The following is a 13,796-nucleotide window of genomic DNA, read 5'->3' on the forward strand; positions in this document are numbered from 1 at the left end:
TCACGTCCCCGGTGGGTTGTCCTGGTCGGCGGGGATGAGCGGCTCCGGCGCCGGCGACAGGATGTGGCGGCCGGCGTCCAGGTCGGTGAGGTCTCCGGCGGCGTTGATGAGGCCGATGTGCGAGAACGCCTGAGGAAAGTTGCCCAGGGCCTCCCCGCTGTCCGGGTCGATCTGCTCGGCGAACAGGCCCAGGTCGTTGGCCCGCCCGGCGAGCCGCTCGAAGAGCTGCTCGGCCCGGTCGCGCTCGCCGGCCAGCACCAGGCAGCTCACCAGCCAGAAGGAGCAGATCAGGAAGCCGGCGGGGTCACCCTCCCAGCGGCGCAGCAGGCCGTTGTGGGACAACCGCTCCTCGATCACCCGGATGGTGGAACGCATCCTCGGATCGTCGGCGGGAAGGAAGCCCACCAACGGGATCAGCAGCACCGACGCGTCCGGCTCATCGCTGTCGAACGCCCCGCTGAAGGCCGATAGCCGGTCGCTCCAGCCCCGGGTCAGCACGGCTCGGCGCACCTCGTCCCGTGCCGCCGCCCACCTGGCGACGTCCGCCTCGGAGCCCAGGTGGGACCCGAAGCGGACGGCTCGGTCCAACGCCGTCCAGCACTGCACCTTCGATGACACGTAGTGGCGTTCGGCGTCGCGTTCCTCCCACATCCCGGCGTCCGGCAGGTGCCAGTCCCGCGCGGCCCGCTCGGTGATGGCGCGCAGCAGTTGGGCGATCTCCGGCGGCATCGGGTCGAGGAACTGCCGCATCAGCCACGCTGCGGCGAGCGGCTCACCGTGTACGTCGTTCTGCCGTTGCCGCCAGGCGTCGTTGCCCACCATCACCGGGCGGCTTCCGGCGAAGCCCGCCAGGTGGTCGAGGTGGTGTTCGGTGAGGTCCCGTTCCCCCTCGACCCCGTACATGATCGGCACGATGCCCTCGTTCATGCCCATCGACCGCACCAACCACCCGACGTGCAGGCTGAGCTCGTCGGCGCAGGCCACCCGCCAGAGCGCCTCCAGGGTAAAGCTGAAGTCGCGTACCCAGGCGTAGCGGTAGTCGTAGTTGCGTTCGCCGCCCAACTTCTCGGGCAGGGACATCGTCGGGGCGGCCACCACCGCGCCGCTGGGCCGGTAGGTCATGCCCTGCACCACCAGCGCGCTGCGTCGCACCTGCTCCCGGTAGCGGCCACGGTAGTCGTGCAGGTCGATCCAGGACCGCCAGCCCTCGGCGGCGTTGTCGATCGCCTGTTCGGCGTCGAGCACAGCCGGCGGGCCGGCGTCGTAGGCCGGCGCGTACCCCAGGGTGAAGCATTGCGTCTCGCCGGCCCGTACCGTGAACGACCCGAACGCCTCCCCGAGCTCGCACACGAGCGGGATGGTCGTCCGCAGGTCCAGCCGGGCCGAAGCGGCGATGACGACCAGCGCGTCGTCGTGCTGCGCCAGCTGGGGGACCATCCGGCCGTACTCCAACCGTGGCCGGTAGTGCATGCGCAGCGGGACCTCGCCGGACAGCCCCCGCACCACCCGGGCCAGCACCCTCGGCGAGTGCAGCCCGACCTCATGGCCCCGCGCTCCCGGCCCGAGCGCGAGCGCGTCGGTCACCGCCACACTGCCGGTCGCGGTGGTGAAGACGGTGCGCAGCACGAGCGTATCGGTCAGGTAGGCACGTTCCGTGCTGAACCTGCCCTCGGGACGGATCGCCCAGTGCCCGGCGTCGTCGTCGAGCAGGCTGGCGAACACGGACGGGGCGTCGAACCGGGCGGGGCACCACCAGGTCACCGAACCGGCGCGGTCCACCAGCGCCGAGCTGCGACCATCGGCCAGGAAGCCGTGGTCCGCGATCCGTCCGCACCCCATGGAAGGAACTACCCGAGCCGAAGGCAGTGACACCGCCACATCTCGCCCCGAACGCGTCCTCGAGCGACGGGATGACGCCCGGAAACTCAGTCGGCGCGGGAGCCGTCGGCCACGACGATCGAGACGGGAGTGCCCGATTCGACGGTACGGGAGACGGTGCAGAGCCGGTCGTGCGACTGCTGCAGCGACCGGGGCAGCGCCTCGCGCGCCCGGTCACCGTCCGCGTCCGCCGGGAACGTCACGGTGAACTCGACCATGAGGTTCTGCATCCGGTTTCCGCCGGCCTCGTCCCGAACCTTGTCGCCGGTGACCTTCACCGAGAACCGGGTCGGCTCGGCGCGGCGGCTGGTGATGTGGTCCACGTCGATCGACGTGCAGCCTCCGATGGCCGCCAGCAGCAGTTCCACCGGCGTGAAGCTGCCGTCCTCGCCGGTGCCCATCGACAACGACCCCCCGCGGACGTTCCGCACGACGTAGTTTCCCAGGCTGGTGCGCTCGATATCCACCGAGCGGAAGGTGTCCGCACTCATGACCGGCACGCTACCTCCGCTCGGTCGGCCAGCACGACGACGGGGTATCACCGGCGGCGCGGCGTGATCAGCCCCGACTCGTACGCCCACACGACGAGCTGGGCACGGTCGCGGCAGTGCAGCTTCGTCATGGCCCGGTTGACGTGTGTCTTGGCGGTCAACGGGCTGATCACCAGGCGCTCGGCGATCTCGTCGTTGCTCAGCCCTCGGGCGACCAGCTCCACCATCTCCTGTTCGCGCGCGGTCAGCACGTCCCGGCCGGCCGCCGGGTCGGCCAGCGGCGGGCCGGCGACGAACTCGCTGATGAGCGTCCGCGTGACCGCCGGCGCGAGCAGCGCGTCGCCGCGCGCCACGATGGCGATGGCCTGCAGCAGGTCGGCGGGGTCGGCGTCCTTGAGGAGGAACCCGCTGGCGCCCGCGCGGAGTGTGGCGAAGACGTAGGAGTCGAGCCCGTAGTTGGTGAGGATGAGGACGCGGACCGCGGCGAGGTCGGGATCGGCCGCGATACGCCCGGTGGCTTCGATGCCGTCGAGTCCGGGCATCTGCACGTCCATCAGCACGACGTCCGGCCGCAGGCGTCGTGCCAGTTGAACGGCCGAGGCGCCGTCGGTGGCCTCGCCGACGACCTCCAGGTCGTCCTCGGCGTCGAGCAGCACCCGGAATCCGGCCCGCATCAGCGCCTGGTCGTCGGCGATCAACACCCGGGTCATGCTTGGCCGTCCAGCGGGAACGTGGCCCGTACCGCGAACCCGCCGTCGTCGCGGGCGGCGGCGTGCAGCAGGCCGCCCAGTCCGGTGACCCGTTCCCGCATGCCGCGCAGGCCCACGCCCGGTGTCACCGGCCGGACCGACGACGCCTGGCCGTCGTCGGTCACCGAGACGGTCAGCTGCGCCGGGGCGTACTCGACGTGGATCCGCGCGGTGGCGGGGCCGGCGTGGCGGGCCACGTTGGTCAGGGCCTCCTGGACGACGCGATATCCGGCCTGGTCGACCTCGACGGGCAGGTCCCGGGGCTGACCGGTGACGGTCACGTCCACCGGTACGCCGGCCGCCCGGGTCCGCTCGGCGAGCTCGCCCACCCGGGCCAGCCCGACGCGGTCCTCGTCGGAGGGTGAGCGCAGCACGGCCAGCGTGGCCCGCAGCTCCCGCATCGCGGCGCTGCTCGCCTCCTGGATCGCCAGCAGCACGGCCGACGGTTCCTCGCCGTGCTTGCGGGCCAGGTGCACGGCGATCCCGGCCTGCACCTTGATCACGGAGATGCTGTGGGTCAGCGAGTCGTGCAGATCCCGCGCGATGCGCAGGCGCTCCTCCCCGGCGCGCCGCAACGCCATCTCCTCGCGGGTGCGTTCGGCCTCGATCGCCCGCTGCTCGACCTGTTCCAGGTAGGCGCGGCGCTGCCGCGCGACGAGCCCGGCGACGTTGGCCGCGAAGAACCAGCCCAGCAGCAGGGCGGTCCGCTCGACGATCTGCTGGCCGGGCCGGCCGGCGGGCGCCACCGAGACGTCGCGGGCCAAAAAGCCGCCGAGGAAGACGAGGCTGGCCAGGGCGGCGACCGCCCGGTGCCCGCGCCACGCGGCGACGTAGACCGTGCCGAGGACGGCGAACGCGGCGGAAACCCCGGCGTGTACGCGGATGTGGAGGGCCAGCATGGCGACGGTTACCACGCTCAACGCCGCCACCGGGTACCGCCGGCACACCGCCAGGGCCGCCGCCATGGCCAGGACCAGAGCGATGTCGACCGGCCGCACCGGCGCGGCGTCCGGCGCGAGCGCGGCGTTGGCGAGCAGGAGGCCGCCGAGGGCGAGGCCGCCGAGGGCGTACGGCAGATCGCGGCGCATGATCGAACTCTAGAGCGGCCGTCCGCGGGGAGCATCCCCCTTCCGTGGTAGCTGTGGCGTACTGCGGACGCGGTATCGGCGGCCGGGCAAGTGCCTGCGGCGGCACGACGCTTTCCCGGCCCGCCGAGGCGAGCATCGAGCCCATGACATACCGCTTCTTCACCCCCGCTCCCGCGAAGGCGGCGACCGGTCTCACCGCGGAGGTCTACCGGCAGCTGCGGGACGAGTTCCTCGGGCCGGTGCCCACCTTCCAGGCGCTCTCGGCCGTGCCGGAGTTGCTGGCCGCGACCTGGGCGCTGCTGCGCGAGGCTCTGCTCGCCGGCGACGCGTCCCGGGTCGACCGCGAGCTCGTCGCGTCGGCGGTGTCCCGGGCCAACCGCTGCCGGTTCTGCGTCGACGCCCACGTGATGCTGCTGCACGCGCTGGGCGAACACGGGTTGGCCGAGGTCATCGCCCGGGGCGGGACGCCAGCGGAGCCGTGGCACGCCGAACTCGCCGGCTGGGCCGAGGCCAGCCGCAGCCCAGGGGCCGCCGGCTGGACCAGCCCGTACGGCCCCGAGCTCACCGGCACCCTGCTCGCCTTCCACTTCATCAACCGGGGCGTCTCGGCGCTGCTCGACCCGGATCTGCTGCCCGGCGGCCTGCAGCGCTCACCCGTGGTGCGGTCGGTCGGGGGTCGCCTCTACGCCAGGACGGCCCGGGAGCGGAAGGAACCGGGCCGCAGCCTGTCCCTTCTCGACCCCGGCACCACGGTGCCGCCGGCCTGGGCCGGGGACAGCCCGGTCGGCGTCGCGTACGCGGCGTTGCGGAACCTCGCCCTGCGCGGCGGAGACCTCCTGGGCGACGTGGCCCGCCAGACCGTCACGGCCACCGTGCGCTGGGAGGACGGCCGGCACCCCCTCCGGCCCGGGGACTGGGCCGTCGACCTGGTCCGCGACGTGCCGGGCGCGGACCGGGTGGGAACACGCATCGCGCTGCTGGCGGCGTTCGCGCCCAGCGCGGTCACCGTCGGCGACGTCGCCCTCTGGCGGATGTCCCATCCGGACGACGCCGACCTCGTGCGGCTGGTCGCGTATGGCGCGATCACGGCCACCGATCACGTCGCCCGGGCACTGACCCCGTCCCCTCGCTAGGAGATCATCATGCGCAAGGCCCTCGTCATCGTCAGCGCCCTGTTGCTCGTCGCGTTCGCCCTGCAGTTCGTGTTCGCGGCCGTGGGCGCGTTCACGAAACCCGCGGGCGACGGCGCCTACGCCCTGCACAGCGTCAACGGCTCGGCCGTCATCCCCGCCCTCACCCTGCTCACCATTTTGTTCGCGGTGCTCGCCAAGGCGCCGGGGCGGCTCATCGGACTGGCGGTCCTGCCGCTCGGCCTCGTCGTCGTGCAGGCACTCCTGGCCATGTTCGCGAACGCGGCCACCGACGCCGCAGGCGCCAGCACTCCGTTCGGCCTGACCATCGCCGGGCTGCACGCGGTCAACGGCATCGTGGCGGTGCACGTCGTGGTCGGCGTGCTCCGGGGGGCCCGAGCGCTGGCCAGCCCTGCGCCGGCCGGCGTCACCCCCGTGCCGGTCCGCGAAGGGGAGCCGGCATGACCACCGGCTCCCTGCTCGCGGCCGACCTCGTGATCGCGGTCCTCGCGGCCGCCGGGTGGCTGGGCGGCGGCGCCGCGTCGGCTGCCCGGCGTCGTCCGCTCGCCCTGGGGCTGGCCGCCTTCGCGCTGCTCGCCACGGTCGCCCGCGCGATCACGATCACCGCGCTCGCCCGCGCCGGCTGGTGGTTCGCGGCGGAGAAGGTCCTCATCGCCGCCCCGCTCTCGCTCGCGGCGGTGGTCGTCGCCGGGCCGCGGCTGCTGCGCACCCCGCGCGACATCCGGTCCGTCGCGGTCCCGCTCCTCTTCGCGGGGTACGCGCAGATCGGCGCCCTGCTCGTGACGGTCCTGCACGGCTATCCGGCGTCGGCGGGCACGGGGCTCCTCGCGGTCTCCGGCGTACTCGCGGCGACCGCGGTCTCGTGGCGCGTCCTCGGCGCGCGCCCGTCTCCGACGGTGTCCCGGAGCGCCGTCGCGGTGGCGGTCGCGGCGCTGGTGACCGGAACCGGGCTGGCCGCCGCCCCGGGCGCCGCTCCCGGCGTACCCCATGATCATGAACTTCGGGATGCGCGGGCCGTGGGCGAACCGACCCGGCGGTTCACCCTGACGGCCGGGACCGCCACGGTGCGGGTGAGCGGCCGTGACGTCGCGGCGTGGGCGTTCAACGGGCAGGTTCCCGGGCCGGAGCTGACCGCCACCGTCGGCGACGTGCTGGAGGTGACCCTGCGCAACCGGGACATCGCGCGGGGCGTCACGCTGCACTGGCACGGATACGACGTGCCGAACGGTCAGGACGGGGTGCCCGGCATCACGCAGGAGGCCGTGCTGCCCGGACAGGAGTTCGTCTACCGGTTCCGCGCCGACCAGGCCGGGACGTACTGGTACCACACCCATGCGGTGTCCGACGTCGGCGTGCGCAAGGGCCTCTACGGTGTCCTGGTGGTGCGCCCCGCGCCGGCGACCGGCGTCGACGTCACGGTGCCGGTGCACACGCTCGAGAGCCTTCCGCTGCCCGCATCGAGAACCGAGCCGGTCGAGGCGGGGGTGCCCGTGCGGCTACGGCTGATCAACACCGACAGCACCACCCACCGGTACGCCCTGTCCGGGACGCCGTTCCGGGTCGCCGCCATCGACGGATCCGACCTGCGGGGCCCCACGTCGCTCGTGGACACCGCCGTGCTGGTGCCGGCCGGGGGACGCTACGACCTGGTGTTCACCGCACCCGCCACGCCGGTGGCGCTGTTCGTCGACGGACGGGCGGTCTATTCGGCCGGACCGGTGTCGGCGAGCACCGAGGCGTGGCCGGTGCTGGATCCGCTCACCTACGGCGCCGCTTCTCCGGTGCCCTGGTCCCGGTTCGACAAGGAGTTCACCCTCGTTCTCGACCGCGGCCTCGACCTGCGCGGACTGCTTCCTCGGTACGCCCACACGGTCAACGGCGCGGCCGATCCGGACATCCCGCCGCAGGTCGTACGCCTCGGCGACGTCGTCGCGTTCACGATCGTGAACCGGTCGCAGTTCGTGCACCCGTGGCATCTGCACGGGCATCACGTCCTGGTGCTCTCCCGCAACGGAAGGCCGGCGACCGGGAGCCCGTTGTGGCTGGACTCGTTCGACGTGCGCCCCGGCGACGTCTGGGAAGTGGCGTTCCGGGCCGACAACCCCGGGACGTGGGCGCACCACTGCCACAACCTGGCGCATGCCGACGCCGGGATGACGCTGCACCTGATGTACTCGTGATCCTCGGCTGGTTCCGGCTCGGCGACGAGGGTGCGCACGGCGGCGAGGTTCACGCGGCGGACCCGCTCGCACGACATCTGGTCATGGCTCGCCCGCAGCGCTGTTCGATCCGCCCACCCGGGCCTGCTTTCATCGCACCGGTCAACGGTAGGTTGTCCGGGGCGGAGGTGGGGCTCGGTGGCTGGGCGGTCTCTGGGCCGGGATTTTCGATGGCTGTGGGCGGCCTACGCGGTCAACGCCTACGGCTCCGGCCTGGGGTTCGGGGCGTTGCCGCTGATCGCCGTGCTGGTGTTGCACGCCAGCCCCGCTCAGGTCTCCGCGCTGGCAGCGGTGGGGCCGGCCGTGGGCGCGCTGATCGCGTTGCCGCTCGGGCCGTGGGTGGAGTTCCGCCGCAAGCGACCGGTGATGATCGCCATGGACCTGGCCCGGTTCGCGGTCATGCTGACGATCCCGGTCGCCTACGCGTTCGGCCGGCTCAGTTTCGTTCAGCTGCTGGTCGTCTCGGCAGTGGTCGCCGCGGCCAAGATCGCCTCCAGTGCGGCGAGCGGCGCCTACCTCAAGGCCCTCGTCCGGCCGGACGACCTGCTCGTGGCCAACGCCCGCTTCGAGTCGACGACGTGGAGTTCCATCGCCGTCGGCCCGCCGCTCGGCGGCGCGGCGGTCGGCCTGTTCGGGCCGGTGACCACCGTGCTGGCCGACGCGTTCAGCTACCTGCTCTCCGCGCTGGGCATCACGGCGATCCGCGGCCGGGAGGAACCCCCGCGGCGCACCGACGAGCGCCGGGCCCGGGCCGGCGAGTTGCTCGACGGCTGGCGACACCTCCTCACCCATCCCGGCCTACGGGCGCTCTACGCCAACCAGCTGCTCGTCAGCGGACTGATCATGGCCACCGAGCCGCTGCTGGCCGTGCTCCTGCTCGGCCAGCTCGGATTCCCACCCTGGCAGTACGGCCTCGCCTTCGCCGCGCCCTGCGTCGGCGGACTCATCGGCTCACGCCTGGCCCGCCGTGTCGTGGCGCGGTACGGCCAGCACCGGATCCTTCGTACGGTCGGCGCGCTCCGCGCGGTCTGGCTGATCGGCCTGGCCTTCGTCCAGCCCGGGGTGGCCGGCCTCGTGACGGTGATCGCGGTCGAGCTCGCGATCATCATCAGCATGAGCCTGTACAACCCGGTACTCGCCACCTATCGACTGGAGCACACCCCGAAGGACCGCGTGGCCCGCACCCTGTCGGCCTGGTCGATCGGCAGCAGCGCGTCCATCGCCATCCTCAGCGCGCTCGGCGGACTGCTCGCCGACGCCACCAGCCCCCGCACGGCTGTCACGGTCGCGGGACTGCTGATCCTCGCCAGCCCGCTGCTGCTGCCTCGCCGCCCGGATCCCGCCCGCGTACCGGTGCGCCACGCCGTCACGGTCGACTAGACGAGTGATTCCCAACTCTGGGTTGGGCGGCGTGGCGGGTTGACCAGCACAAGAAGAGAGGGCATCGATGGTTGTTTGTGAAGACAGACCTCGACACCCTCTTGACCGCACTGTACGTCCTGATCGACGACCACGTCATCCCGCCGCATCGACGTGGGCCGGGCCGACCCAAGCGGCTGTCCGACTCCGAGCTGGTATGCCTGGCTGTGGCCCAGGTGCTGCTGGGTGCCCGCTCGGAGCACCATTGGCTGCGCCTGTGCTACGGCCGGCTCGGGCATCTGTTCCCGTACCTGCCCAAACAACCCGGATACCACAAGCGGGTCAAGGCCGCCGCGCCGCTGATCTGCCGGGCCACGCTGTACCTGGCCACGCTGTGCCCGTCGTGGCGCGACGACCTGCGGTTGCTGGATGCCACCCCGGTCCCGTGCGGCACGTCTCGGCCCACCGTGCAGCGTTCGGCGTTGGCAGAGATCGCCGGGTACGGCTACTGCGCCTCCCATTCGCGCTGGTACTGGGGGTTGAAGCTGTACCTGATGACCACCGCCGAGGGAATGCCGGTGGCGTGGTGCCTGGCCAACCCCAAGATCGGAGAGCGGGAGGTGGCCGAGGAGTTGCTGGCTCACGCCCGCGAACTGGGCTCGCTGTGCAGCGGCATGGTGGTGTTGGCGGACAAGGGCCTGTCCGGCAAGCAGATCGATCGGTACGCCGCCGAGCAGGTCGGGGTGCTGCTGGCCCGCCCGGACCGCAAGGACGAGCAACGCCGCTTCGGCAACCTCGCCGGTGTCCGGCAGTGGATCGAGTCGGTCAACGACACCCTGAAAGGCCAGCTCAACCTGGAAGGACACGGTGGGCGCACCCCGGCCGGAGTGTTCGCGCGCGTCGCGCAGCGGCTCCTCGCGATGGCCGCAGCGATCTGGCACAACTGGCGGACCAACGCACCCGTCAAGCGTTCCTTGATCGCGTACGACCACTGATCAATTCGGAATCACTCGTCTAGTCGGCGCTCCGACGAATCCTCAGAACTATCGGCTTGAGTGGCGGCTGGCGCACCCGACGGGGGCGACGTACGGGCGGACGCTGTCGGGTGCCAGACTGCGAGGTCGGGGCGACCCGGCGGGACACGTGCGGATCGGCCCCGACCGGGGGAGGCCGTGAACCGGGAGGAAACACATCGTGGGTGACCAGACCAAGCCGGAGCCGCAGCCGCTGAGCACGGGGATCAACCCTGCCGTGCCACCGAGCGGTCCGGGCTGCGTGGAGTGCGAGTCCTCCGGCGGGTGGTGGTTCCACCTGCGCCGCTGCGCGGCCTGCGGCCACGTCGGCTGCTGCGACTCCTCGCCGAGCCAGCACGCGACCGCTCACGCCGCCGCGACGGGTCACCCGGTCATCCAGAGCTTCGAACCCGGTGAGTCGTGGTTCTGGGACTACTCCAACGACCAGTTCCACCCCCACGGGCCGAGGCTCGCCGAGCCGGACTCGCACCCGGTCGACCAGCCCGCGCCCGGTCCCCGGGGCCGGGTACCGGAGGACTGGACGACCCGGCTGCACTGACCGGGGGCCCTGGAAGCCACGTCACATCCACCGGGGCCGGCTCGTCCGTGAGGCGAACAACGACAGAGGAGGGCTCTTGTTCGCCGCTTACGTCACGGTCACCGTTCTCGCCTCGGGCTTCACCGGCATCGCCGCCGTCACCTACCTGATCGGCCACGACTATCCGAAGGCCCAGGTGGACATGAAGCGCCTGCCACGGTCGTGGGTGCCGGTGCTGGGCACGTTGCTGGCGGCGGGCTCGTTGGGGCTGCTGGCCGGGTTCGTGGTGCCACTGCTGGGGACCCTCGCCGCCGCCGGTCTCGTGCTGTACTTCGTCGGCGCGCTCGTCGCGCACCTGCGAGTGGGTTCCCGCCAGCTCGTCGGATGGGCCGTGTTCTTCGCCACCGTGGTGGCCGCACTGACCGTGAACCTGACCTACCACTGGTGATCCCGTGACCGGCGGCCCGCCGTCGGCGTCGTCAGCCCCGGTACTCGACCAGGCAGAACTCGTGGTCCTCCGGGTCGGAAGGGCCCCTGGCAGCGGTGACGCTGCCAGGGGCCTTGAGGCGAATCAGTCCACGTCAGCCGTCGGACTCCGCCGCCGGGATGTAGGCGCCCGGCACGTCCTCCGGCGCGAAGATCTCGTCCTCACCCGGGTACGGCTTCTTCCAGTCGTGCGCTTCGTACCACGTGAAGTGGTTCATCTGCGCGGGGTTGGCGTAGTCGGGCCTGGCGTCGGGTCCGGTCAGCCGCTGGTGCGACTTCCACTCGCCCCACTGCGCCGCCACCTGCTGCTTGTCCGCCGGCACCGTCGCCGACGGTGCGGGCGCGGCGAGGGGGTTCTGCGGCGCGGGAGTGTCCGGACCGCAGGCCGGCAGCGTCGCCAGACCGGCGGTCAGCGAGGTCCGGTTGGGCACGGCGGTGAACGGCGTGAGGTCGGGCTTGCTGGTGAAGGCCTGACGCATCGGGGTGGCCGCGCTGTCCTTCTGGTTCATCGGGTGGATCCCGAGGATCTGCTCGATGGTCCGGATCATGGTGATCTGGGTGTAGTAGCGGCTGTCCACGACACCGCGCTGGGCCCAGGGGCTGATGATCTGGATCGGGGCGCGGTGGCCGTCGACGTGGTCGAGGCCGGCCTGGGAGTCGTCCTCGACCACGAAGATCGCGGAGTCCTTCCAGTAGCGGCTGTGCGAGATCGTGTCGACGATCCGGCCGACCGCGAGGTCGTTGTCCGCGACCTGGGCGGCCCCGTTCGGCGGGCCACCGGTGTGGTCGCTGGAGAGCCAGAACATGTTGAGGTTCGCCGGCCCGTTCTTCTCGAAGTCACGCTTCCAGATCTCGTACCGGTAGATGTCCGGGACGCTGGTGTCGAACTTCGGGAAGCCGGGCACCGACACGCTGTTGAGCGACGGGATCGGCGAGGACGACACCATGCGGTAGGCGGTGTCCTGCCCGGTCGCGGCCATGTTCCTGGTGTCGCAGTACAGGTTCTGCCAGCTGGAGCCGGTCGGCTTGGTCAGGAACTGGTGGAACTCACCGAAGTTCCGCACGGTCCTGCCGGCCGCCTGCGCGCCGGTCCAGATGAAGCCCGTCCGCTGGTGGCCGAGAGCGTCGTCCTCGGTGTCGTAGCTGCGGATGTACTCGCCGGCCGTGGACTCGGTGTACTCCGGGTTGTCGGCCTGCATCAGCCAGTTGTGACCCTCGGCCGAGTTCGTGCCGATGTCGTAGGTGTTGTCGTACAGCCCGAACTGCTTCGCCATCGCGTGCTGGTTCGGCGTCACGTTCTCGCCGAACTGCGCCAGCGACGGGTCGCCGTTGCCCCGCGGGTCGTCGCCGAGGACCTGGTCGTACGTCCGGTTCTCCTTGACGACCAGGAAGACGTGCTTGATCGTCGAGGGGTCGCCGAGCCGCTGCGGCACGGGCACCGGCTTCGCCTTGTTGCCGTTGGCCAGCTTGACCGAGCCGCCGGTCCAGCCGTTCTGGCTGAAGACCTTGCCGGTCTCGGACCTGATGGCCTTGTCGCTCGGCAGCGGGAACCGCTGCAGGCTCGACGTCGTGTCGTGGGTGCCGTGCCCGGCGCTGTTGGTCGGGCGGCGGGCGTCGATACCACGGGTGTTGGAGATCAGCAGGTCCTCGCCGACGGTGGTGATCTCGGCGGGGAAGTAGTCCGTCGGGAGTAGGCCGACGTAGCTGACCGGCTCCAGCGGGGTGGTGTACCGGTAGACGGCGACCGCGTTGGCGCGGCCGAGCGTCACCAGCAGGTGGCCGTCGTCGGTGAGCGTCACGGCGTTGGGCTGGTAGCCCACCGTCGCCTCTGGCCAGGGCCGGGTGGCGATGGTCTGGACGACCTTGTCGCGCGCGGTGTCGATGATCGACACGTCGTCGCTGTTGGTGTTGGTGACGAACAGCGCCCCATTGTTCGCGTACAGGGCGGTGGGGTGCAGGCCGACGTCGATGCTCGCGACGGCGGCGGCCGGGTTCGCCAGGTCGATGACGCTGACCGTGCCGGTGGTGGTGGAGGCGGTCACCTGGTCGGCCGGCACCTGGGTGTTGTACGAGTTGATCGTCGGTTCGCCGGGCTTCGCCGGACGCCCGCCCTCGTTGCTGACGTAGAGCTTGCCGCCGACCATGATCATGTCGCGTGGGGCGTTGCCCACGGCCCAGCTCTGCTGGATGGCCCCGGTGGCCGTGTCGATGGCGACCACCCGGTTCTGGCCGTTGACGGCGGAGTACACGGTGGAGCCGTCGGGCGAGAACACCGCCTCACTCACCAGCGCGCGCTTGGCCCCGTCCTGCGGGATCCGGATGAACGCCGGGTTGGCCAGGGTGCCGTCCGGGTTCACGGTGAACGTGCGGTAGCCGTCGGCCTGGCCCAGCCACAGCCGGGAGCCGTCGGGCGAGTACGTGGGCCCTTCCTGGCCCACGTCGTTGCCGCTGATGCGCAGGTTCGCCGCCGCGTTGTTGCCGACGAGCTGCTGCACCTTCCAGGTCTTCAGGTCCACGATGGCCAGCGCCATCCCACCGTCGGCGACCGAGGCCGCCAGGTGTGTGCCGTCCGGGCTGACCGAGGAAGACATGATCTTGCCGTTGTCGACGACGAGACGCTCGCCGATCGGGTCGATGTACTGGTCGTCGGACACGACCAGGCCCTTGTCGGTCAGCTGGCCGACCTGGTCGGTGCCGAACTGGAGCGTCTGGGCGAAACTGATGCCGGTGCCGGCGGCGACGACGACAGCGGTGGCGCCTGCCGTCATCAGGGGTAGCCGGCGGCCGATGCGTCGACGGAGAAGTCCGGTTAGGTCCTTCTCCA

Annotated in this window: 12 protein-coding genes; 7 read left to right on the forward strand and 5 right to left on the reverse strand. The window is 71.6% G+C overall.

The genetic code is table 11. The features are described from left to right. The 4 genes from AC0OLQ_RS18540 to AC0OLQ_RS18555 form a co-directional block, all read right to left on the reverse strand. Positions 1-1,839 carry a glycoside hydrolase family 15 protein gene (locus AC0OLQ_RS18540; RefSeq protein WP_484527242.1) on the reverse strand — a complete coding sequence of 613 codons (1,839 nt, stop codon included), beginning with the start codon at positions 1,837-1,839 and terminating at the stop codon, positions 1-3. Between the two features lie 86 nt (positions 1,840-1,925). Next, complete coding sequence (locus AC0OLQ_RS18545) at positions 1,926-2,369, reverse strand: OsmC family protein (protein ID WP_484527243.1); 444 nt, start codon at positions 2,367-2,369, stop codon at positions 1,926-1,928. A 47-nt stretch (positions 2,370-2,416) separates the two neighbouring features. Next, entirely contained in the window at positions 2,417-3,079 is a 663-nt protein-coding gene (locus tag AC0OLQ_RS18550; RefSeq protein WP_484527244.1) for a response regulator, read from the reverse strand. Beyond that, entirely contained in the window at positions 3,076-4,206 is a 1,131-nt protein-coding gene (locus AC0OLQ_RS18555; protein WP_484527245.1) for a sensor histidine kinase, read from the reverse strand. The genes AC0OLQ_RS18550 and AC0OLQ_RS18555 overlap by 4 nt, the downstream gene beginning before the upstream one ends. 143 nt (positions 4,207-4,349) lie before the next feature. Between AC0OLQ_RS18555 and AC0OLQ_RS18560 the strand changes: the two genes are divergently transcribed. The 7 genes from AC0OLQ_RS18560 (at position 4,350) to AC0OLQ_RS18590 (ending at position 10,934) form a co-directional block, all read left to right on the forward strand. After that, positions 4,350-5,339: a carboxymuconolactone decarboxylase family protein gene (locus tag AC0OLQ_RS18560; protein ID WP_484527246.1), complete on the forward strand. Its 990-nt coding sequence runs from the start codon at positions 4,350-4,352 to the stop codon at positions 5,337-5,339. A gap of 9 nt (positions 5,340-5,348) precedes the next feature. Then, positions 5,349-5,801, forward strand: coding sequence for a DUF6220 domain-containing protein (locus tag AC0OLQ_RS18565; protein ID WP_484527247.1), 453 nt, complete (start codon positions 5,349-5,351; stop codon positions 5,799-5,801). Then, positions 5,798-7,537, forward strand: coding sequence for a multicopper oxidase family protein (locus AC0OLQ_RS18570; protein ID WP_484527248.1), 1,740 nt, complete (start codon positions 5,798-5,800; stop codon positions 7,535-7,537). Before AC0OLQ_RS18565 ends, AC0OLQ_RS18570 begins: the two co-directional genes overlap by 4 nt. 177 nt (positions 7,538-7,714) lie before the next feature. Next, complete coding sequence (locus tag AC0OLQ_RS18575; RefSeq protein ID WP_357344701.1) at positions 7,715-8,956, forward strand: MFS transporter; 1,242 nt, start codon at positions 7,715-7,717, stop codon at positions 8,954-8,956. 77 nt (positions 8,957-9,033) lie between these two features. Further along, positions 9,034-9,930: an IS982 family transposase gene (locus AC0OLQ_RS18580; RefSeq protein ID WP_484532264.1), complete on the forward strand. Its 897-nt coding sequence runs from the start codon at positions 9,034-9,036 to the stop codon at positions 9,928-9,930. Between the two features lie 199 nt (positions 9,931-10,129). Continuing rightward, positions 10,130-10,507, forward strand: coding sequence for a UBP-type zinc finger domain-containing protein (locus AC0OLQ_RS18585; protein ID WP_484527249.1), 378 nt, complete (start codon positions 10,130-10,132; stop codon positions 10,505-10,507). A 76-nt stretch (positions 10,508-10,583) separates the two neighbouring features. Then, on the forward strand, positions 10,584-10,934 hold the full coding sequence (locus tag AC0OLQ_RS18590; protein WP_484527250.1) for a DoxX family protein: 351 nt from the start codon (positions 10,584-10,586) through the stop codon (positions 10,932-10,934). Positions 10,935-11,067: 133 nt separating this feature from the next. Here the strand turns inward: AC0OLQ_RS18590 and AC0OLQ_RS18595 are convergent, their stop codons facing one another. After that, positions 11,068-13,740, reverse strand: coding sequence for a bifunctional YncE family protein/alkaline phosphatase family protein (locus tag AC0OLQ_RS18595; RefSeq protein ID WP_484527251.1), 2,673 nt, complete (start codon positions 13,738-13,740; stop codon positions 11,068-11,070). Positions 13,741-13,796: the final 56 nt, after the last annotated feature.

The organism is Micromonospora sp. Utrum1, assembly GCF_057197805.1.

Bases quoted from the DNA above. Each gene is read 5' to 3' on its own strand.
- AC0OLQ_RS18540 (WP_484527242.1), bottom strand. From the start codon at position 1,839: ATGGGGTGCGGACGGATCGCGGACCACGGCTTCCTGGCCGATGGTCGC.
- AC0OLQ_RS18565 (WP_484527247.1), top strand. From the start codon at position 5,349: ATGCGCAAGGCCCTCGTCATCGTCAGCGCCCTGTTGCTCGTCGCGTTC.
- AC0OLQ_RS18595 (WP_484527251.1), bottom strand. From the start codon at position 13,740: ATGACGGCAGGCGCCACCGCTGTCGTCGTCGCCGCCGGCACCGGCATC.
- AC0OLQ_RS18550 (WP_484527244.1), bottom strand. From the start codon at position 3,079: ATGACCCGGGTGTTGATCGCCGACGACCAGGCGCTGATGCGGGCCGGA.
- AC0OLQ_RS18570 (WP_484527248.1), top strand. From the start codon at position 5,798: ATGACCACCGGCTCCCTGCTCGCGGCCGACCTCGTGATCGCGGTCCTC.
- AC0OLQ_RS18555 (WP_484527245.1), bottom strand. From the start codon at position 4,206: ATGCGCCGCGATCTGCCGTACGCCCTCGGCGGCCTCGCCCTCGGCGGC.
- AC0OLQ_RS18560 (WP_484527246.1), top strand. From the start codon at position 4,350: ATGACATACCGCTTCTTCACCCCCGCTCCCGCGAAGGCGGCGACCGGT.
- AC0OLQ_RS18545 (WP_484527243.1), bottom strand. From the start codon at position 2,369: ATGAGTGCGGACACCTTCCGCTCGGTGGATATCGAGCGCACCAGCCTG.